Source organism: Streptomyces sp. NPDC031670 (assembly GCF_055580545.1).
The window spans coordinates 110,516-131,707 of sequence record NZ_JBVILC010000001.1 but is presented as its reverse complement, the minus strand read 5'-3'; the positions used below and the strand labels follow the sequence as shown (position 1 = coordinate 131,707).

General features: G+C 70.0%; 17 protein-coding genes. 10 read left to right on the top strand and 7 right to left on the bottom strand.

The annotated features are described in order from the left end of the window. Positions 1-167 precede the first annotated feature (167 nt). The 3 genes from ACZ5ID_RS00585 to ACZ5ID_RS00575 all read right to left on the bottom strand — a co-directional run bounded on the left by ACZ5ID_RS00585 (position 168) and on the right by ACZ5ID_RS00575 (position 3,699). Positions 168-1,223: a ParB/RepB/Spo0J family partition protein gene (locus ACZ5ID_RS00585; protein WP_358832662.1), complete on the bottom strand. Its 1,056-nt coding sequence runs from the start codon at positions 1,221-1,223 to the stop codon at positions 168-170. A 553-nt stretch (positions 1,224-1,776) separates the two neighbouring features. After that, complete coding sequence (locus tag ACZ5ID_RS00580; RefSeq protein ID WP_468892086.1) at positions 1,777-2,145, bottom strand: antibiotic biosynthesis monooxygenase family protein; 369 nt, start codon at positions 2,143-2,145, stop codon at positions 1,777-1,779. 48 nt (positions 2,146-2,193) lie between these two features. After that, positions 2,194-3,699 carry an FAD-dependent monooxygenase gene (locus ACZ5ID_RS00575; protein WP_468892084.1) on the bottom strand — a complete coding sequence of 502 codons (1,506 nt, stop codon included), beginning with the start codon at positions 3,697-3,699 and terminating at the stop codon, positions 2,194-2,196. Between the two features lie 497 nt (positions 3,700-4,196). On the opposite strand from ACZ5ID_RS00575, the gene ACZ5ID_RS00570 reads away from it, so the two are divergent. From ACZ5ID_RS00570 to ACZ5ID_RS00560, 3 genes are all read left to right on the top strand, one after another. Then, a complete protein-coding gene (locus tag ACZ5ID_RS00570; RefSeq protein ID WP_406550827.1) occupies positions 4,197-4,652 on the top strand; it encodes a VOC family protein in 456 nt (151 codons plus the stop codon). 304 nt (positions 4,653-4,956) lie between these two features. Further along, entirely contained in the window at positions 4,957-5,784 is an 828-nt protein-coding gene (locus ACZ5ID_RS00565; RefSeq protein ID WP_468892082.1) for an NAD(P)H-binding protein, read from the top strand. Between the two features lie 18 nt (positions 5,785-5,802). Continuing rightward, positions 5,803-6,555, top strand: a complete 753-nt coding sequence (locus ACZ5ID_RS00560; RefSeq protein ID WP_406550829.1) for a gamma-glutamyl-gamma-aminobutyrate hydrolase family protein — start codon at positions 5,803-5,805, stop codon at positions 6,553-6,555. A gap of 210 nt (positions 6,556-6,765) precedes the next feature. Here ACZ5ID_RS00560 and ACZ5ID_RS00555 read toward each other — a convergent pair whose 3' ends face one another. From ACZ5ID_RS00555 to ACZ5ID_RS00545, 3 genes are all read right to left on the bottom strand, one after another. Beyond that, the gene (locus ACZ5ID_RS00555) at positions 6,766-7,638 is read right to left on the bottom strand and encodes a sigma-70 family RNA polymerase sigma factor (protein WP_468892080.1); all 873 of its coding nucleotides are present in this window, start codon (positions 7,636-7,638) and stop codon (positions 6,766-6,768) included. Positions 7,639-7,805: 167 nt separating this feature from the next. Beyond that, positions 7,806-8,570: an SDR family oxidoreductase gene (locus tag ACZ5ID_RS00550; protein ID WP_468892077.1), complete on the bottom strand. Its 765-nt coding sequence runs from the start codon at positions 8,568-8,570 to the stop codon at positions 7,806-7,808. Between the two features lie 187 nt (positions 8,571-8,757). Next, the gene (locus ACZ5ID_RS00545) at positions 8,758-10,947 is read right to left on the bottom strand and encodes an MMPL family transporter (protein ID WP_468892075.1); all 2,190 of its coding nucleotides are present in this window, start codon (positions 10,945-10,947) and stop codon (positions 8,758-8,760) included. A gap of 238 nt (positions 10,948-11,185) precedes the next feature. Between ACZ5ID_RS00545 and ACZ5ID_RS00540 the strand changes: the two genes are divergently transcribed. The 7 genes from ACZ5ID_RS00540 (at position 11,186) to ACZ5ID_RS00510 (ending at position 19,837) form a co-directional block, all read left to right on the top strand. Further along, the gene (locus ACZ5ID_RS00540; protein WP_468892073.1) at positions 11,186-12,121 is read left to right on the top strand and encodes a sigma-70 family RNA polymerase sigma factor; all 936 of its coding nucleotides are present in this window, start codon (positions 11,186-11,188) and stop codon (positions 12,119-12,121) included. Positions 12,122-12,927: 806 nt separating this feature from the next. After that, a complete protein-coding gene (locus ACZ5ID_RS00535) occupies positions 12,928-13,278 on the top strand; it encodes a 4Fe-4S dicluster-binding protein (protein WP_406550834.1) in 351 nt (116 codons plus the stop codon). Next, positions 13,275-15,194, top strand: a complete 1,920-nt coding sequence (locus ACZ5ID_RS00530) for a hypothetical protein (protein ID WP_468892071.1) — start codon at positions 13,275-13,277, stop codon at positions 15,192-15,194. The genes ACZ5ID_RS00535 and ACZ5ID_RS00530 overlap by 4 nt, the downstream gene beginning before the upstream one ends. Positions 15,195-15,227: 33 nt before the next feature. After that, positions 15,228-16,607, top strand: coding sequence for an amidase (locus ACZ5ID_RS00525; RefSeq protein ID WP_468892069.1), 1,380 nt, complete (start codon positions 15,228-15,230; stop codon positions 16,605-16,607). Positions 16,608-16,610: 3 nt separating this feature from the next. Beyond that, the gene (locus ACZ5ID_RS00520) at positions 16,611-18,113 is read left to right on the top strand and encodes a glutamine synthetase family protein (RefSeq protein ID WP_468892067.1); all 1,503 of its coding nucleotides are present in this window, start codon (positions 16,611-16,613) and stop codon (positions 18,111-18,113) included. A gap of 52 nt (positions 18,114-18,165) precedes the next feature. After that, positions 18,166-19,452: an adenylosuccinate lyase gene (gene purB, locus ACZ5ID_RS00515; protein WP_468892065.1), complete on the top strand. Its 1,287-nt coding sequence runs from the start codon at positions 18,166-18,168 to the stop codon at positions 19,450-19,452. Continuing rightward, a complete protein-coding gene (locus tag ACZ5ID_RS00510; RefSeq protein ID WP_406550839.1) occupies positions 19,436-19,837 on the top strand; it encodes a GNAT family N-acetyltransferase in 402 nt (133 codons plus the stop codon). Before purB ends, ACZ5ID_RS00510 begins: the two co-directional genes overlap by 17 nt. Positions 19,838-20,139: 302 nt before the next feature. On the opposite strand, the gene ACZ5ID_RS00505 is transcribed toward ACZ5ID_RS00510, so the two are convergent. Continuing rightward, positions 20,140-20,922, bottom strand: coding sequence for a response regulator transcription factor (locus tag ACZ5ID_RS00505; protein ID WP_406550840.1), 783 nt, complete (start codon positions 20,920-20,922; stop codon positions 20,140-20,142). Between the last annotated feature and the right edge of the window lie 270 nt (positions 20,923-21,192).

The window sequence follows — 21,192 nt, the reverse complement described above, 5'->3', positions numbered from 1 at the left end:
ATGGAGAAGGGGAGGATGGGGGGGCGGGCACAAAGCAAGGGGAAGACCAATCCGCCCCCCCCCCCCCCCCGCCCTCCCCCCCCCCCCCCCCACTCCTCCTCGTCGCTCCGCACGTGTGCGCGGTGTTCAGCGCGCTTCGGCGCTGCCACGGCCGGTGCCCGGCCGGCTCACTCGGCCCGCTGCTGGAGCTGCTCGGCAAGGGTCTGCCAGGCGGCGGCGCAGCTGCGTGCGAGGTCGGCGACCTCGGGTGCCCAGTGGCCGGGCAGACCGCGGCCGAGGGTTTCCATGCCCTCGCCGTCCACCGTGTAGTGGTGGAGCCAGCGCAGGGTGCGCCGGCCGGCCTCGTTGAGCCGCAGCGAGGGGTCCTCGCTCAGCTTGGCGAGCAGCTTCTGCCGGTCGACGGTGATCTCCCGCCGCTCGCTGCGGGCGCTCACCGCCCGCTGCGTCTGGCGGGGCACCACGGGCGTGCCGGGCGCCGGGCTCTGGCCCGCGGCCGTGCGGTAGCGGCCCGGCACGGGGTCCTCGCCCCGGTCGATGCGCTGCCGTACGTCCCGCACGGTGGCGGGTGAGAGGCCGGTCGCCCGGGCCACCTCGCGCAGCCCCGCGTCGGGCCGCTCGTGGATCATCGCGGCGGCCTGCTGGCGGCGGTATCCGCTGTCCAGCGGGCGCAGCCGGCCGTCGCGGCCCAGGCGCGCGTTCGACTGCGGAGCGTCCGCCGAGGAGCGGGACCTGATCCGGGAGATCGTCTTGTCGGAGAGGCCCACGGCGGCGGCGACGGCCCGGTCCGACCACTGCGGGTGGGTCATGATGATCCGCGCGGCGGCGACCGAGCGGTCCGAGCGCGACAGCGGCAGACCGTGGGTGACGTTGGCCTTGACCGCCAGGACGTATGCGGCGCCCTCGTCGCAGTCGACCATCCGGGCCTGGATGGTGGTCCGGCCGTTGAGGAGCGCGGCGCGAACCCGGTGGGTGCCGTCGATGACGCGCATCGACGAGCGGTGGACGGTGATCGGCGGCAGCGAGTCGCCGGCTTCGGCGAGCACGCGCACATGGTCCTCGTCCGCGCCGCCGAGACGGGGCGAGTCCTCGAAGACCAGGGAGTCGATGCGTACTTCACCGGCGGGATGCGACTCGATCCAGACCATGGAGGTCACGACCTCGTCGAGGTCCGCCGCGTGGATCTTCAGTAACTGATCATCAATTGATTGCTCGGCCAGACTCACTTTGCGCCCCCTCGCAATGAATCGGAACCGGAATCCACTTCCGGTGTGCGAAATGAAAGGCGACCCGGCAGGCCTTGTCAACCACCCCGGAGCCGGTTGGCGAGGCCCGGATTCCCTTGTGGCACAAGGCCGTTCACGCGCGCGTAACGCGTGTGCCGGGCAGCCCGGAGGGCCCCCGGAGCGGCCCGGACCGCATCGCTGTACGGGTCGCAAACGGCGGTCGAGCAGAGCGGAAGTTCAGGTTCCGTCAAGTGCGGACAACCTTCTGTACCGTCGGACGTGAACAGTCGGGGGAATCGGTCCACCGAGGGGGACCGGACGTCAGGGAGCGTCAGAAGAGGGGCCGGGATCGCACATTCGGGGGTGTTGATCGGCTTCGCACTCGTGATGCGCCCGGGACGCTCCCCCGCCCCGGGGTCGACCGCCGCCCGCACTCCCGCCTCGGGACGGTGGGCCAACTCCCACGACTTGGCGTGAAGTTGGCCGGTTTTCTGGCCGAGAACAGACCCGGAACCCGTCACATCGGCGTGACGGGCCCCGGGCCCGGGAAGCGTCAGTCGCCGCAGATGCCGTCGACCGCGACCTTCTCGTACAGATGGGGCGAGACCGTGCAGCCCCGCGGGTACCCCGCACCGCCGGGACGGACCTCAAGGTTGCTGTGCGCCGCCGCCAGATGGGCGGCGGACTGCCAGACCGCGACGTTCACCAGGATGCGGCTGCCGGCGATGCCCCGGTGCATCTGTGTGGAGACGAAGCCGGGCTGCCGCGTGAAGTATGCGGCGTCCTCGCGCCAGAGCGCCAGGAACTCCTCGGTCCTGCCCTTCGGCACGGTGAACGTGTTGACCAGCACGACCTGGCCGGTCCGCTCCTTCAGTTGCTGTGTATAAGGAGTGGTCTCGTCTGCCTCCACGAATTCGATCACAGAACCTCCTGCGGGACGGCGGGTCGGCGGGACGGGCGCGGGCCCGCCTCAGCGCGGCGAGCCGAACCAGCGCGCGAGCGCGTCGAGCAGCTCGCCGCCGTCCGGGGCGACCCACGCCACGTGCCCGTCGGGACGGATGAGGACGGCGTCCGGGGTCGTGCCCTCGGCCGTGTCCGCCGGCACCCAGCCGTCCGGGACGATGTCGACCCGGTCCGACCAGCTCGCGCCGGTGACGATGTCGATCCGGTCGGACCAGCCCTCGGCGAGGCGGGCCGGCTCGGCGCTGCCGTCCGCGACGACCAGCACACCGCGTGCCCGGTGCAGCAGCTGCGAGACCCGGGTGGTGGAGCCGTCCCCGAGCTTGACCTCGCGGTCGGGCATCCGCAGCCCGAGCAGCGGGTGGCCCACGGCGCCGCCCATGTCGTACCGGATGCCTAGGCCGCTGACGTGCCCGGCCAGGCGCCGCGCCGCGTCGGGTGACTGGACCAGCTCGCGCATCACCTGGCGCATCGGCTCCATCTCGTCACCGGTGAGATAGAGGGAGGCCTGGGCGAGGGTGTTGCGCAGCAGCTTCTCGCCCACCGGGTGCCGTTCGGCGTGGTAGGTGTCGAGCAGCCCCTCGGGCGCCCAGCCGTTGACGGTGGCGGCCAGCTTCCAGCCGAGGTTCACCGCGTCCTGGACACCCACGCTCAGCCCCTGGGCACCGGCCGGGATGTGGATGTGGGTGGAGTCGCCGGAGAGCAGCACCCGGCCGCGCCGGTACTCCGCGGCCTGGCGGGTGGCGTTGGTGAACGCGCTGACCCACTTCGTCTCGGCCCCGTGCAGCGACTGCCCGGTGAGCTCCTGCCAGGAGTCCGCGATCTCGGTGAACGTCAGCTTGGTGTTGTCGCGGGGGGTGAGCTTCGCCGGGTGGATGATGATCCGGGTCACGCCCTCCTCCAGGCGGATGGCCATCACCATGCCGCCGTCGACCCGCTCGCCGATCACCCGCGGCTTGATGTCGGGACGGTCCACGACATCCGCCACGTACATCCCGCGGGTGGCCTCGCGCCCGGGGAAGTCGATGCCGGCCAGCTTGCGGATACGGGAGCGCCCGCCGTCGCAGCCCACCAGGTACCGCGCGGTGTGCTCGGCACGGCCGTCCGGCCCGTCCACCACCACCGTGATGTCGTCCGGCCCCTCCCGGTAGTCGACCACCTCGAATCCGCGGCGCACGTCCACGCCGAGGTCGATGGCCCACGCCTCCAGGATCTCCTCGATGCGGTACTGGGGCACTCCGCGAATGCCGAAGTGGTTGTCCTCCAGGGCGGTGAAGTCGATGCGCACACCGCCGAAGTGACCCTCGTTGCCGATCTCGATGTCACCGAAGCGGGCCAGCAGTCCGCGCTGGTGGAAGACCTCCGCGGCACGCCGGGTGAACCCGACACCGCGCGACTCCCCGCTCGGAGTGGCTCTCTGCTCGTAGACGACCACGTCGACGCCGTTCAGCCGCAGTTCGCCGGCCAGCATCAGCCCGACGGGTCCGGCACCGGCAATGATCACGCCAGTTCCCATTTTTCGTCCTCCTGGATGAGATATGCGAGATCGAATTCAGCGGTTCGGGAATCCACTCGCAACGCCCCTCGACGCCGCTCAATCGGCCTGTCGAGATCGGAAACGGAGCGTTGAATGTGATCATGCTCAGCGGCTCCCACAAAAGACCTTTCGGGCCGCCGAAGAAGTCTGCAACTCGACGATCAGGGGCGTCAAGGGGAATGGGTCCTGCTGTTTTCCATGATCTCCGCGAGCGCCACTTCCGCCACTTAGGCAAACATTATTGAAATGCGCCCCAGAACTCCCGGTGATCCTTTTCCGTCCTTCGGAAGAGAACAGAAAAGCGGAATAGGAATAAGGCATTCAACAGACCGAAGTGCCTTGTTCCGGATAGCCGGTACGCGATCAAGATCAAAAGGGCCGCTCGACATCGACTTTCCGCGGTTGCCCTCTTGACTCGGAGAAATGGATGTTGGAAGGGTGCTCCACGCAGAACACCAGACTTAATAAGGAGAGCGATGTCCTCCGCAGTCACGCAGAAGCTCACGGTTTTTCTGGCGTTCCCGCAGGATGCCGAGGAGGCGGTGACGTTCTACACGTCCCTCTTCGACGGCTCAGAGGTGATCAACACCATTCGCGCCCGGGCCGGTGAGCCGGGCTGGGTGGAGGGAACCCTGCAGCACGCGGTCTTCACCCTGGCCGGGCAGCAGTTCATGTGCATCAACATTCCGCCGGACGGCGCCCGGGGCTCCGACCACGCCCCTTGGGACAGTTACTCGTTCTCACCCGCTATGGCGGTGTACGTGCAGTGCGACTCGGACGAGGAGTTCGACCGGGTCTTCGAGGGCCTCTCCGAGAAGGGTGAGGTGATCATGCCGGTCGGCACCTACGGGTTCAGCGCCAAGTTCGCCTGGGTCAACGACCGGTTCGGGGTCTCCTGGCGGATCAACCTCTCCGAGAGCAAGACCGGGTAACCGCACGCCCCGCTCCACCGTCGGCCATGAGGCACTGCCGCCTCATGGCCGACACTTCCCTGCGGGAACGTTTCTTCAGAACCAACCTACTTACCAGTCGGTCACTTATTCACGGACCCCGCCGCGCGCGAACCGCAGCGCCGCCCTCCACCGCCCGGCCGCACGTTTCCCCCTGCCCGGAATGCGCGTGTCCGCATTACCCCGTGCCGAATCACCTGTGGCCGGATTATCTGTGCCCGTATGAGTTGCCTTCGCAAAATGCAAGACATCCATCGGACGTCCCCCCTTGACCACGGGAGAAGACATGATCTTGGTAACCGGCGCGACCGGGAACGTCGGCAGAAACATCGTCGACGAGCTGCTGAAATCGGGGGAGCGGGTACGGGCCATCGCCCGCGATCCCGCCAAGTGCGCCCTGCCGGGCGAGGTGGAGGTACTGGCGGCCGACCTGGGCCGGCCCGAGACCCTGGGCAGGGCACTGCGGGGAGTTGAACGCCTCTATCTGTGGCCGGTGTTCGGCGAGCTCCAGGGAGCGGTCGACGCCATCGCCGCAGCCGGGGTGCAACATGTGGTCATGCTGTCTTCCGAGGCGGTCACCTATGCTGCCGAAGAGCCGCACATCGCGTGCGAGAAGGCAGTCGTCGAGTCGGGAATGTCATGGACGTTCCTGCGGCCGAGCGCGTTCATGTCCAACGATCTCCTCTGGATACCCCAGATCGCCAAAGACGGAGTGGTGCACGGTGTGTACGGAAGTTCCGCGATGGCGCCGATCCATGAGCGCGACATCGCGGCGGTCGCGGTGAAGTCCCTGCTCGCGGCGGAATCCGGCACGATCCACTCGATCACCGGGCCCCAGTCGCTCAGCCAGGAGGACCGGGTGCGCCTGCTCGGTGCCGCGCTCGGCATCCCCACCCGCTTCCAGGAGGTACCGCGCGAACGCGTCCGCGCGGCGATGGTCAACTACCTCTCCGGGTACGTGGCCGACCAGATCCTGGACCGGCGTGCGGAGTTGCTGGGCAAGGAGGCGGAGGTCCTGCCCACCGTCGAACGCGTCACCGGCCGCCCCGCCTACACGTACGCCGAGTGGATCACCCACCACGAGGCGGAGTTCCGCCCCGTACTCAAGATCTGAACCCTTGTGAGGTGCACTGTGCATTCCGCCGTCAACGAGACCCTGAACTCGCTGGACCGCACACGCCGGCCCGTCATCGGCATCACGGCCGTCGTGACCCAGATCAAGTTCGCGATCTTCGAGATGGACGCGACGTTCGTTCCGCAGACGTTCGTCCAGAAGGTCGCCGACGCCGGCTGCATACCGGTGCTGCTGGCTCCGCAGCCGGGTGTGGAGCAGACCATCGGCGGCCTCGACGGTCTGCTGCTGCTCGCGGGTCCCGACGCGGACCCCGCGCTGTACGGGCAGGACAAGCACGAGAAGACCGGATGGAACGACACCACCCGGGACCGGGCCGAACTCGCCCTGATCGAGGCCGCGTTGGCGGACGACCTGCCCACCCTCGGCATCTGCCGCGGTGAGCAGCTCATCAACATCCTGCGCGGCGGCACCCTCCACCAGCACCTTCCGGAGATCGTCGGCCACGACAACCACTCCCCCGGGGGGAAGGAGTACGGGCAGCAGAAGGTGCGGCTCGAACCCGGCAGCCACCTCGCCGAGTTCCTGAAGAAGGACGTCGTGCCCTGCCACCACCACCAGGTCATCGACCGGGTGGGAGAGGGTCTGACGGTGACCGCCTGGTCCGAGGACGGGACGGTGGAGGCGATCGAGGTCGACGGCCACCCGTTCGCGGTCGGTGTGCAGTGGCACGCCGAGGAGTCCGACGACGACAGCCCGTTCACGGCGCTCGCCGAGGCGGCGCGGCAGCGGATGGCGGTCCGGCGCGGCTGATCCGCCCGCGCTCGGAGTCCGCTCAAGGAACGACAGAGGCGCAGCACGGCCGGATGGCCGGGCTGCGCCTCTTGGTGTTGCATGGGGCGTGCCGGGTGGAGCGGGGTTCCGGGGGGTGCTCACCATGAGAACCAGGGGTTTCCCCAGGGCAAACAGGGAGCGTTCCCGGTTTCTCGGGCCGTTCCGCGCCCTCGTCCGGGTGGCTGCCGGCTACTCCGCCAGGATCTTGACGTCCATCTCGTTCAGGTGTCCGGGGTCCGCGAGCATGTCGATCGCGGCGATCCGGCCGTCCACGACGATGAAGTCGAACACCACCTTCACACCGCCGTTCGGCGCCCAGACCATGCCCGGGGCTCCGTCCACCAGCGCGAGCTGGGCGACCTGGGCCCGGCCGGAGAACGTCTTGGCGACCGCCTGGGCACCCAGGGCGCCGCTCGCGCCCATCGCCAGGGCGGCGCCGTCGACCCGGACGACGACCTCCGGGTCGAGCAGGGCGAGCAGTTCGTCGAACCGGCCGCCGCGCGAGGCGGCGAGGAAGGCGTCGACGATCTGCCGCTGGCGGCCCCGGTCGGCGGTGGGCGCGGCCTCGGCGTTCTGCACCCGGCGGCGCGCCCGGCTGGCGAGCTGCCGGGTGGCGATGGTGGAGCGCCCCACCACGGGGGCGATGTCGTCGAACGGGACGGCGAACATGTCGTGCAGGACAAAGGCGAGCCGCTCGGCCGGGGAGAGCGTGTCGAGCACCACGAGCAGCGCCGGGCCGACCGAGTCGACCAGGACCGCCTCCTGTTCGGGGTCCGCGCTCTCGTGCGCGCCGTGGTGGACGGGCGGTGGCCGCTCGCCCAGCAGGTCCTCGCGCCGCGACTCGCGCGAGCGGAGCATGTCCAGGCAGACGCGCGCGACGACCGTGGTCAGCCAGCCGCCCAGGTTCTCCACCGTGCTCACGTCCGACCGGCTGAGCCGGAACCAGGACTCCTGCACGGCGTCCTCGGCCTCGTTCAGCGAGCCCAGCATCCGGTAGGCGACCGCCCGCAGATGGGGGCGGTGCGCCTCGAAGCGCTCCGCCAGCCGTTCGGTCTCGTCCATGGGTCACATTCCTCCACCGGGCCCGTCGTCACGCACTGCGAGGCCCAGCCTATGGGACAAGTCACATCAAGTTCATATCTTGGATGTTCGGTATCCAGTTCGGTCATTCCCTATGAAATTGTCCGCCCCGGGGTGGTCTGCCCCCCTGCTCCCCCGGTGGGCCCCGGTCAGCCGAGCCTGGCGGCCAGGAACTCCTCCCAGGTCACCCGGGCCGTGTCGTACCCCTCCCGCGGGCCCTTCGGCAGCAGCCCGCCGGCCCGGATCCTGCCCAGGCCCGGCATCCACACCGGGACCACCGGAGAGCCTCGGTGGACGGCCTTGAGATACGCGCGGATCATCGCGACCGCGTCGGTGGCCTGCGGCCCCACCAGATCGGGCACCCGCCCGGCGGGCTTGTCCACGGCCAGCTCGGCGAGCCGGGACGCCACCTCCTCGGGGTCGATCGGCTGCACCCGGAAGCCCGCGGGGACCGGGACCAGCGGCAGCCTCTTCGCCTTCTGGGCCCCGTTGAGGATGAAGTCGTAGAACTGGGTGACGCGCAGCAGCGTCCACGGCACCTTGGAGCCGGTCACCACCCGCTCCGACTCCAGCTTCGACTTGAAGTAGCCGAAGGAGACGTCCTCGACGCCGACGATGGAGATGTAGACCAGGTGCGCGACCCCCGCCGCCTCGGCCGCGCGGACCAGGTTGCGGGTGGCCTCGGCGTCGCCCTTCTTGTCACTGGCACAGTGCACGAGCGTGCCCACGCCCTCGACGGCGGGACCGATGCCCTGGTCCTTGGCGAGATCGCCGGTCACGTGGGTGACACCGGGCTCGGCCGGGCGGGTCTTCCTGCTGAGCACCCGGACGTCGGCGCCGGCGTCCCGCAGCCGCGAGACGACCAGTCGTCCCAGCGTGCCCGTGCCGCCGGTCACCAGGATGGGCGACGTCATGGCTCCTCCTTCGTTGAAGTGTCGCCACACTGACGATCCGGCCCGCGAAAGTGTGACGTCCCGGTTCCGGACCGGCCCCGGACGGAACCCGGACACACGACGGGCGCACCGCCTCCCGGGTGGGAGTTGGTGCGCCCGCCATCGAGGACCGTGGGGACGAGCCGGTGCGCTCTCGTCCGTACGGAGGTCAGCCCAGCCGCGCCGATTCGGCGCGCGGCCCGACCGGGAGGTCCGCCTCGTCGCGCTCGGGGTGGCCCGGGCGCCAGAACTTCGGCCCGAGCTCCAGCGCGAGCGCCGGGATCAGCAGGCTGCGGACGATGAACGTGTCCAGCAGGATGCCGACCGCCACGAGCAGGCCCTGCTGGAGCGAGGCCACCGTCGGGATGGCCGCCAGGACGCTGAAGGTGGCGGCGAGGACGAGGCCCGCCGAGGTGATCACACCACCGGTGACGGTGAGGCTGGTGAGGACGCCCTCGCGGTGGCCGCGCTTGCCGACCTCCTCACGGGCCCGGGTCATCAGGAAGATGGTGTAGTCGACACCGAGGGCGACCAGGAACAGGAAGCCGAACAGCAGCAGCCCCCGGTCGATCCGCGGATACCCCACGGCGTGGAACAGCAGCGCCGCCGCGCCCACGGCCGCGGTGTACGAGAGCACCACCGACAGCAGCAGCATCAGCGGTGCCACCAGGGCCCGCAGCAGGACGATCAGCATGATCAGGACCACCGCGAGGATGAGCGGGATCAGTACCTTCTCCTCCTTGCCCTGGGCGTCGGAGGTGTCCAGCGCGATCGCCGTCTGCCCGCCGACCACCGCGTCCTGCGCCTCGCCGGAGGTCCGGTCGAGGGCGGTGCGCATACGGTCGACGGTGTTGCGGGCGGCGTGGGTGTCCGGCGCGTCCTTCAGGACGGACTCGATGTGCGTCCAGCCGTTCCTGGACGCCACGGTGGTCGCCTTGGTGACACCGGGCACGCCCTGGACCGTGGAGAGCGCGGTGGCCGCGCCCGCGTCCTTGACGTACACGTCGGCGGGGGCCGAGGAGCCGGCCGGGAAGTGCTCGGACAGCAGCTCCTGGCCGGCCACCGAGTCGACCTTCTTGGTGAACTGCTCGGCCTGGGTCTGGCCGGTGGACAGCGACATCGCGCCGAACGCCAGCGCGCCGAGGACCAGGACCGTACCGATCCAGATCGGGCGCGGCCTGCGGCCGACGAAGCCGGAGATCCGCCCCCAGAAGCCGTGCTCCTTCTCGACGCTCGCGTCCACGTACTGCGCCGAGTAGCGCGGGGTGAACGGCCAGAACACCCAGCGGCCCAGGATCACCAGGAACGCGGGCAGCAGCGTGGTCATCGCGAAGTAGACGATGACCACGCCGAGGGCGACGACCGGGCCGAGGCCCCGGGTGGAGTTCATGGAGCCGAACACCAGGCAGAGGGTGGCGATGCCCACGGTCGCCGCGGAGGCGGTGATCGCGGGCAGGCAGCGGCGCAGCGCGTACACCATCGCCTCGTGCCGGTCCTCGTGGCGGTGCAGCTCCTCGCGATACCGGGCGATCAGCAGCAGCGCGTAGTCGGTACCGACGCCCAGGACCAGGACGATGAGCACATAGGCGCTCTGACCGTTGACCGTGAGCCCCGCGTGCTTGGCGAGGAGGTAGACCACGGCGCTGGCGACCTGGCTGGCCAGGCCCACCGAGAGCAGCGGGATCAGCCAGAGGATGGGGCTGCGGTAGGTGAACAGCAGGAAGATCGCGACGAGTCCGAGCGTGGCACCCATCAGGGCGCCGTCCATACCGGAGTAGACATCGATGAAGTCGGCGATGCTGCCGGCCGGGCCCGTGATCCGCACGTCGAGGCCGTCCGGCGCGTCCTTCTGCGCCGCCTTGCGCAGATCCTTCACCCCGTCGCCGAGGACGCTGTTGTCGGCCTTGTCCGACTTGATGGGGACGCTGAGGAACGCGGCCTTGTTGTCGGAGGCGACCGTGACCGGCGGGATCTCAGCCGCGGCGATCCGGTCCGTGACGAACCGGGCGCGGTCGGCGTTGACCTTGGCCAAGTCGGCGCCGGTCAGGCCGTCTTCGCGCGCGTAGACGACGACCGCGCCGAGACGGCCCTTGTCCTGGAAGTAATCCTCGGCGATCTTCACCGCCTTCGTCGCCTGCGCGTTCTTCGGCAACCAGGTCTGGGCCTCGTTGTTCTGGACGTCACCGAGCTTGGCCGCGAGGGACCCGCCCACGACGATGAGCAGCACCCACAGCACGAGGACGGCCCACTTGGAGCGGCGGCCGGCGACGGCCCTCGCGTACTTGTGGGCGAACGAAGACGTGGACGGGGGCGGCGGCTCCTCGATGGACTGCCTCGATGATGGAGGATGCGTCGTCATGACTGCTCGCTAAGGGTCGGGAGTCCCGCGCGGCCGTGGGGCGCTCAGGGCTCGGTCGAACTCGGTCTGTTCGAGGGGCCTCCCCTGTACGACCCGATCGCCTCGACTCGATCGGGGTACCTCTTCCTGTCACATGAGCTGGGTTTTGTTCGTCACTGCTATGACGGAACGTGGCCAGAGGGTGTGACCGTGACGCGTTCGTCACTCACTGACGGAGCGCGACGAAGGAATGTGACCGATGGACGACGGCGAATGGCTGGCGCGGCGTTTCGAGGAGAGCCGCCCGCATCTGCGAGCCGTGGCGTACCGGATGCTGGGCTCGCTGAACGAGGCCGACGAAGCCGTCGAGGAAGCGTGGTTACAGATCATCGACAGCGGCGACGACGCCACGGACGAGGGGGTCCGGGGTCTGCCCGCCTGGCTGATGACGGTGGTCGCCAACGTCTCCCTCGACCGGCTGCGCTCGCGCAGGACGCTCTGTCCGAACGTGCTGCTGCCGCGGGTGCCGGCCGCGCGCCGGGCGCCGGACGATCTGACGGCCCCGGTGCCGGACGCGCTGGTGGCGGAGGTGGCCCGGATGGGTCCGGCCCACCAGGAGTTGCTGGCGGACTCGGTGGGCCTGGCGCTGCTGGTGGTCCTGGAGACGCTGGACCCGGCCGAGCGGATGGCGTTCGTCCTGCACGACCTGTTCGGTCTGCCCTACGAGGAGATCGCGCCCATCGTCGGCGCCCGCGGGGCCGAGGCCGCCCGCGAACTCGCGGGCCGGGCGCGGGTGCGGGTGCAGAGCGTCGACCCGCTGCCCGAGGACGGCTCGGACCGGCTGCGGCGGATCGTGGACTCCTTCCTCGCCGCCTCGCGCGGCGGTGACTTCGACACGCTGATCGCGATGCTCGACCCGGACGTGGTGCTGCACGCCGACGCGGAGGCGGTGGCGGCGGGCGCGCCGGGGGCGGAGGTGCGGGGCGCGGCCTCGGTGGCCAGGACGTTCTCGGGCCGGGCCCGTTACGCCCGGCTGGCGCTGGTGGACGGGGCCGTGGGCGCGGTGTGGGCGCCGCGCGGCCTGCCCCGGGTGGTCTTCGGCTTCACGATCGTGGACGAGCGGATCACCGGGATCGACATGCGGGCCGCCCCCGACCGGCTCAGCCGGACGGATCTGACGATCCTGGACGGGTGAGGCGGCGCCGACCCGGCGTACCCCAGCGGCCTTTGAGACGGCGTCAGACACGACCACGGCGCGTCACCGGGTGAAGGACCCGGTGGCGCGCCGTCCGCGTGCGCCCGCAGCCGCTCGCGCGGGGCGCGCGGCCCGCACGGCCCCTCGTTGAACAATTGACGTCTCGGGGAAATCCTCCCCTGTTTTCCGACCCGATACCGGAGCGCCTCTTACCGGGTGGCGTCGATCACTTTATGCGGCGTATCGATCAAGGATTTCTCTTTCCTCGCCGCCGGGCCGCCGAGGCGGAAATACGCACGTGAATGGAGAGCGGACACCGTGCCCCCAAAACGGTGCGGTGACACCAGTAAGCGATGACCCACCGGGTTGCGGGCCGAGGGTGTGCGCGCAGGGTGTTCGACTGCGAAAGTTCCGCGGTTGCACGGGCGCGCTTCGCGTATACCTTCGTACGACGCGCGCACCGCGGCTTCCGTCCACGGACCGTAGCCCCGCCTCCGGCCCTCCGATCCTCGCAGGTCAGCGGGGTTTGTCCGGGGGTCTTCGGGCCGTTCCACCCGCTTCTTCGGCGTGCCGAGTCGAGCATATTGCATCCCTCTGCACCACCGGGGATTATCAAGAGTCCGCGCGATTCAAGATTCCCTCCAGCAGGAATCCACCACACGTTTTGATCCGCGCCTGCACACCGCTCGCCCGCCGTTCCCATGGAGCGGGCCTCCGTGTAATTCTGGCCGACGTCGCCGAGGTGCGGCGCGCTATTGATGCTCTCTTACGTGGTCACGAGCGAAACAGGACAAGAGGGGGGCCACATGCCCACGAATACTTCCGACGACTCACTCGACGAGGTGGAAGGCTCGGTATCCGGGCGCAACAAGGTGATCGCCGAGCGCAAGCGCAGCGAGACCTGGAAGAAGCCGCCGCGCCGCATCGAGCGGGCCGAGTGCATCACCTGCGACACCTGCCTGCGTGCCTGCCCGCCCGAGTTCAACGCCATCTTCGACAACGGGCTCGATGTCGTCATCATCCCCGAACTCTGCTCGGGCTGCCCCAAGTGCGTCCTGGAGTGCCCCGTCGACTGCATCTATGTGGACGAGGACTGGACCCCGACGTCCGACGAGATGTGGAATCACATCGGGCTTACCGCTGAGGGTGTGTCATGACAAGTTTCGCCGAACGCAACGGCACGTCGCGCCGGGCCATCAACGCCAAGAAGCGCCAGAGCCGCCGGCCCAGCCGCCTGGGCGCGGTGGCCGGTGCCACGCCGAAGCCGGACCGCGTCAAGGACGAGGAGGCCGGCTTCCCCACCCTCCTGAAGAACGCCTGGGAGAAGGCCGTCGAGGCCGGTGACCTGCGGACCTCGGTGAACACCCTGCTCACGCTGGACGGCCATGTCCCCGCCGACGTCCAGCTGCGCGCGCTGCGCACCGCGGACGAGGCCGCGCTCAAGGTGCTCTGCGGCATCTCCTGGCGCGAGCAGGACCTGCCCGCCCCGGTCCGCGACTCCAAGGAGCGCACCGCGTTCCTGGGCGAGCTGGGCCTGACCACGACCGGCCGCATCGTCGTGCGCGTCCCCTCCCAGGGCTCGCTGGCCGACGAGGAGAACCTGGTCGACGGCGTGATGAGCGTGCCGTGGTCGGCGCAGGACCTGCTCGACTACGAGAGCGAGGTCAACCGCGCCGCCGCCCGCTACGCCGACCAGGTCGTCGACTGCCGCCAGTGGCTGGCCGCGCTCGGCACCCCGGCCCGCGACGAACTCCTGGAGACCGTACGGGAGTCGGCGCTGCGCACCGCCCCCTTCGTCCTCCACCAGGAGGGGAAGCTCTACACCAACTTCCGCGAGGGCAACAACCTCATCGGCAAGACCCTGTGGGCGGGCCACCCCAGCGAGACGTTCAGCAGTCTGCTCGGCGTCGAGATGGAGCGCTGGTCCGACCACGACGCGATGCTGGTCGTCTGCCTCACCCTGCTCGTACGGTCGGCGGGCGCCGGCCGTATCGAGGAGGCCAACGGCACCCAGCTCTCCCTGGACCACCTCGCGTATCTGCTGGAGCGCACCCGGCGCAACTACAACGCGGTGCCCGGCGGCGAGCCGGTCCCGGCCGCCCCCACGCACCGGGTCGAGGCGCTCAACAAGCTGGCCATGGCGCTGCGCGAGCGGCGCGTCGGGCACGTCCTGCCCAACGCCCAGCTCTACCGCGAGATCCACGGCGCGCTGATGCACAAGATCGAGCGCCTGGCGGGTCCGTACGGCGAGGCGTCGCGGCAGCGCGAGGCGGAGCTCGCCGAGCGGCTGCGCGAGCGGCTCCCGGTCACCGGCGCCACCTTCGAGGAGCTGAGCGCGAGCCTGACCGCCTCCCCCGACTGGCTGGCCCGGCCGCACGGCGACTTCGGCACCGGGCTCGAAGCCCTGGTGTACGAGACGGTGGCCGGTGCCACCGATGTCTTCGAGGCCGACTTCGCGATGAGCCGCGGCATGCGCTCCCTGCCCGAGCTGATGCGCGCCCTGCGCGAGCAGAGCTACGCCGAGATCACCAAGTGGGACATCACCGACTTCTTCTGCTGTGTGGTGCCGGCCCCCGCGGCCAAGCGCTACTTCGAGGACTCGGTGCCCCAGCTAGCCGACACCGCCTGGGCGATGTCGTCGCGGATGCAGTACAACTCCTGGCACTTCATCGCGGGCAACCTGCCCAAGGTGCCGGCCGTGGTGGAGCGCGACCACTTCATCCCGCCGACCATCCCGGACGTCGCCTTCTACTCCGACCAGCACCACCACGGCCATGTCGCGGCGAAGGTGCGCTTCAGCATCCGCAGCCCGCAGGCGGTCGAGGTGCTGGGCCGGAAGTTCAACGGCTTCATGGACCTGCGCCTGCTGCGCTGCGAGGGCCGGCCGTTCGACGAGAGCGATCTGCTCGCCGCCCACCGGACCTCCGCCTTCATCGCCAGCGCCATGAGCGCCGCCGCCGCGCTGGTCGCCGCGGGCGAGGACATCGAGGTCACCGCCTTCGACTCCGCGTGGCACCTCTCGTCGGTCCAGGCCGCCGCGGCGAACGCCAGGCAGCCGCACCCGGTGTCGTGACCGGCGTCCCACCCGCCCCTACAGGGAGATCCGTTGACCTCCATCGGTGACATACGCGAGCTGCTCGCCCGGGGCGAGCTCACCGCGGCCGAGCACGTCCAGTCGGTCCTCACCGCGATCCAGAAGACCGACATCGAGCTCGGGGCGTTCGTCTCGGTCGCGGGCGACGAGGCCGTACGGGAGGCCGAGCTGGCCGACGCCCGGATCCGGGAGCTCGGCCGGGCGGCCTTCGAGCGGCAGCCGCTGCTCGGGATCACCGTCTCGGTGAAGGACCTCATCCAGACCGGGGACCTGCCCACCGCCCGCGGCTCCCTCCTGGCGAACCGGCGGCCCCGGGCCGACGCGCCCTCGGTGGCGCGGCTGCGGGCCGCCGGGGCGATCGTCGTGGGCAAGACCACGACGTCGGAGTACGGCTGGAGCGCCTCCACGGTGAGCCGGGTGGCGCCGCCCACCCGCAACCCCTGGGACCCCGAGCTGACCGCCGGCGGCTCCAGCGGCGGGGCCGCCGCCGCGGTGGCCGCGGGCCTGGGCTCGGGGGCGCTGGGCACCGACGGCGCGGGCTCCATCCGGATTCCCGCCGCGTTCTGCGGGGTCGTCGGCTACAAGCCCTCGTTCGCCAAGGTGCCCTATGTGCCCGCCTGCGCCGACCGGCTCTCCCACCAGGGGCCGATCGCGCGGACCGTGCCGGACGTGGTCGAGCTCGCCTCGGTGATCACCGGCGGGCATCCGGGCGACCCGGACTCGCTGATCGGCACGGTCGACCTGCCGGGCCAGCGCCGGTCGCTCAGGATCGGCTGGATCGAGTTCCCGGGCACCTCCGCGGAGGTCCGCCGGGTCAGCGAGCAGGCCCTGCCCGCGCTTCAGGCCCAGGGCCACCGCGTCGAGCGGATCGAGGTGCCCTTCCGCGACCCGTATCCGGCGCTCGTCGACATCCTCGCGGCCAGCGACGCCGCCGCCACCTCACCCGCCGACGAGGAGTGGTGCGACCCGGGCCGCCTCGCGATCGTCCGGCACGGGCGCACGCTCAGCGGCGCGACCGTGATGCGGGCCGAGGAAGTGCGCCTGGCGCTGCGCACCACCCTGCACGAGATCTTCGGCCGGTACGACCTGCTCGCCATGGCCACCGTGCCCATCGAGCCCTTCGATCCGTACGCGATCGGCCCCCAGTGGGCGAGCCGTCCACAGGACCTGCTCTGGCTGGCGTGGACACCCGCCACGTATCCCTTCAATATGACTGGCCAGCCGGCCGTTTCCCTCCCGGCCGGGCTCACCCGCGCCGGACTCCCGGTGGGGCTCCAACTCGTGGGCCCGTTCGGGGCGGACGATCTGGTCCTGTCAGCGGCACGCCGTCTCGAGGCGGACCTCGGTCCCCTGCCGGCCGCACCGGACCGAGTAACCGAAAGGATCCTGTAACCCATGTTCTCCCGGTCGTGGTCCCGCCCCTTCTCCGAGTCGGGCGGCGTCGGACGCCCCGCGTTCGTCACCGAGTTCGGCCTCTGGACCGACGAACAGGCCGCCGCCGCCGAGCAGATCGAGGCCTCCCTGCACGAGGTCGACCTCGTCCGCCTGGCCTTCGGCGACCCGCACGGTCTGGCCCGCTCCAAGACGCTGACGGTCGACGCGTTCCGCTCGGTCCTGCGCAACGGCATGGACTTCAGCTCGGGGCCCTTCATCTTCGACACCGGTCACGCGGCGGCGCTCGACTACCTCTCCGACCCGGGCGTGGGCGTCGACGAGATCGCCGGCGCGGGCAGCTTCGTGCTGGTGCCGGACCCGCTGACCTTCCAGATCCTGCCGCACGAGGGGCCGCGCACCGCCTGGGTGCTCGGCGACGAGTACCTGCGCGACGGCTCCCCGCACCCGCTCTCCGCGCGCAATGTGCTGCGTCAGGTTCTCGCCCGCTACGCGGCCCGCGACCTCACCCCGGTGCTGGGCCTGGAGGTCGAGTGGTACCTCACCAAGCGGCTGCCCGGCCCTCCCGGGAACGCGGGCAACGGCTTCGGCCTCCAGGGCGCGGCGCCCCAGGTCGAGGCGGTGAACTCGGGCTACCAGTTCAACCTGGACTCCCACTACGACTCGGTCGCCCACTTCACCAGCCCGCTCGCCCTCAAGCTCCTGGAACTCGGCCTGCCGCTGCGGTCGATCGAGCACGAGTCGGGTCCGGGCCAGATCGAGACGACCTTCAACCCGATGCACGCGATGGACACCGCCGACGCGATGCTGCTGTTCCGCACCGTGGTCAAGCAGACCGCGGCGCGCCAGGGCTACCACGCCACCTTCATGTCGCTGCCGCGCGTCGACAGCTTCGACCCGAGCGGCTGGCACCTGCACCAGTCGGTGATGGACGCGACCGGCCGCAACATCTTCGCGGCCGAGGGCGGCGGCATCTCGGACCGGGGACGCGCGTACATCGACGGCCTGCTGGCCCGCGCCCGCGACCTGTGTCTGCTCTCGGTGCCCACCGTCAACGGCTACCGCCGTCTCAGCTCGGAGTTCTCGCTCTCGCCGACCCGGATCGGCTGGAGCTACGAGGACCGCAGCGTGATGCTCCGCGTGGTCGGCGGCGGCTCCGCGACCCACGTGGAGAACCGGACCGGCGAGCCCACCGCCAACCCCTATCTCGCCCTCGCGGCCCAGCTCTCCGCGGGCTTCGACGGGCTCACCGCCACCCCGGGCACGGCCCCGCGCCCGGCCGGCGCCGAGGGCGCGCACGAGACGCTGCCGCAGTCCCTCGACGAGGCCCTGGAGGCCTTCCGGGCCGGTCAGGGCGCCGAGCTGCTGGGCAAGCCGCTCGCCGCCACCCTGGCCAAGCTCAAGGCGAGCGAGGTCTCCCGCTTCGAGGCCTGGCGCGCCCAGGAGCGGCCCGCCGAGGGCCAGGTCACCGAGTGGGAACAGCGCGAATACTTCGAGGCCTACTGATGGCCCCTGCCAACCACCTGTCGACAAGCTCACCCTGGGGGTGCTGGCCCACATGATTCCCCGCTATACCCTGCCCGCGATGGCGGACATCTTCTCGGACCGGGCGCGTTACGCGACCTGGGTCCGGGTGGAGATCCTCGCCTCCGAGGCCCAGGTCCGCCTGGGCCGGGTGCCCGAGGACGCCGTCGAGGACATGCGCCGGGCCGCGGTCCCGACGCCCGAGCGGGTGCAGGAGATCGAGCGGGAGCGGGACCACGAAGTGCTCTCGTTCCTCGCCGCCTACTGCGAGGGCATCCCCGACGAGTCGGCCCGCTGGGTCCACCTCGGCATGACGAGCTACGACCTCGTCGACACCTCCCTCGGATACAACCTCGCCCGCGCCACCGACCTGGTCCTCGCGGCCGGCGTGGAGCTGCGCAAGGTCCTGGTCGAACGGGCCCTGGAGCACTGGGAGACGGTCATCGTCGGCCGCACCCACGGGGTGCACGCCGAGCCGACCTCATTCGGCCACAAGCTGGCGCAGTTCGCGTTCTCCGTGGACCGCTCGCTCACCCGCCTCAAGGCGGCCCGCAAGGCCGTGGCGGTGGGCACCATCTCCGGCTCGGTCGGCACGTACGCGCTGATCGACCCGTCGGTGGAGGCGTACGTCTGCGAGGAGCTCGGGCTGGGGGTCGAGCCGGCGCCGAGCCAGGTCGTCGCCCGCGACCGGCACGCCCAACTGCTCCAGGCCGTCGCCCTGCTGGGTGCGAGCATCGAGCAGATCGCGCTGGAGCTGAGGCTGCTCCAGCGCACCGAGGTCCGGGAGGTGGAGGAGCAGCGCACCTCCGCGTACCAGGGCTCCAGCGCCATGCCGCACAAGCGGAACCCGACCACCAGCGAGCGGCTGAACGGTCTGGCCCGGCTGCTGCGCGGATACGCGGCCACCGCCCTGGAGAACGTGGCGCTGTGGCACGAGCGCGATCTGGCGCACCAGTCGGTGGAACGGGTGATCCTCCCCGACGCGCTGGCGGTCGGCCACTTCCAGGCCACCATGGCGACCCGGCTCGTCCATGACCTCAAGGTCTTCCCGGACCGGATGCGGGCGGGCATCGACCGCACCGACGGGCTGGTGTACAGCTCCGCCGTCCTCGCCGACCTGCTGGCCGACGGGGTCGAGCGGGAGAAGGCCTACCGCGCCGTCCAGGCCGCCGCGAACCGTACGATCGCCACCGGCGAGCACTTCGGGGACACGCTGCGCCAGGAGGGCATGGACATCGGCCAGCTGCGTCCTGAGCGTTTCCTCGTCAACCACGGCGTGATTCTCGATCGATTGGAGCAACTTCGTGACCTGGAAGATTGAGCGTGTGGAGGGTGCGGACCTGGACCTGGAGGAGGTCCTTGAGGTCTACCGCTCCTCCGGGCTCGGTGAGCGCCGTCCGATCGAGGACGTGGAGCGGTTCGCCGCCATGGTGCGCAACGCCAATCTCGTGGTCGTGGCGCGCGCGGAGGGCAGGCTCATCGGCATCGCGCGCAGCATCTCCGACTTCAGCTACGCCACCTACCTCTCGGACATCGCGGTGAGCGGCGACTACCAGCGCTCGGGCATCGGCCGGGCGCTGATCGACGCCACCCGGCAGGAAGCCCCGCGGGCGAAGGTGATCCTGCTGTCGGCGCCGGCGGCCGTGGAGTACTACCCGCACATCGGGTTCACGCAGCACAACTCCGCCTGGGTCCTCAACCCGTAGGAAACAGGCGGCAGTACAGACGAAAGGCCCCCGCACCGGCCGAGCCGGACCGCGGGGGCCTTTCGTGTGTGCCGGGTGTACTCAGGTGTGCGAGGGCGGTGTTGCACACCCTGGATATTCCGGCGGATCACTGGTAAAGAAACGGGGCCTCCGGGGCAATCACATCGCCCCGGAGGCCCCGGCCGTAAACCCGTCTCACCCGCGGTGGCCTTTCACGGACACCGCCCGGAAACAATTCCCCGGATATATGACGGTTGTTCAACTTGTTTTTCCTGAGGTGCGGGCGGAGCGAAAGGCGGAAATTACCCGTTGCCCAGCTTGAAACCGACCCCGCGCACGGTAATGATCCAACCGCTGTCGCCGAGCTTCCCGCGTAGACTGCTGACATGGGTGTCGACAGTGCGACGCGACCATGAATCACCCCATACCTGCTGAAGCAGGCGCTTGCGCGGAATGACCGTGTCCGGATGCGAGGCGAGCAGGCAGAGCAGATCGAATTCCTTGCGGGTCAGACCCACCTCACGGCCGTCCAGGCTCACCTCGCGGGAGCTCACGTCAATGCGCAACCGCCCGTGCAAGATCTCTCTGGCAACGGGCGGCTGGAACCTCGCTCGACGCATGACGGCTTCGATCCGTGCCATTAATTCCCGGAAGCCGTAGGGCTTGACCACATAGTCGTCCGCGCCGGCCTGGAGGCCGAGGACGCAGTCGAGCTCGGAGCCGCGGGCCGTCACGATGATGACCGGGATGCCGCTGACCGAGCGGATGGCCCGGCAGACCTCCAGGCCGTCGAGGTCCGGGAGCTCCAGGTCCAGCAGGACGAGGTCGACGTCCTCGTACGCCTGCAGGGCGGTGCTCCCGCTCTTCACGCCGATGGCTTCATGGCCGTGCCTGCGCAGCCTGCACACCAGGGACTCCGCGCCGTCGACGTCGCTGTCGACCACGAGGATCCGCCGGCCCCGGGAGAGGCCCGCCACCCTGCGTACCGCTTCCGACACGCCCTCTTCGATCAGGTGTGGTCCCCCTGGACCACGCTGGACAGGTATATGAGGCTCCAGCACTGCCTCTGCCGAACTCTGAGTCATGCCTCCCCCGCGAGTCATGTCCCTCCCCCATCTGAGTGAGTCCACTATGAGATCCGATCCGGATCTCACCGACGAACAACGACGAACCTACAGACCGCTGCTACGGAATTCAAAGAGGTTCGAGCAAATAACAAATAAACTGTGTCGGTTATTGAGCGAGACCGGACAGGGCGCCCTCTTCGTTTCTCTACGTGATCACGACGGGGAGCCCTCGTCAACCAGTCCTCGCCATGCGGGAGCGGAACACTGGTAGGTCCGTTGATTCAACCA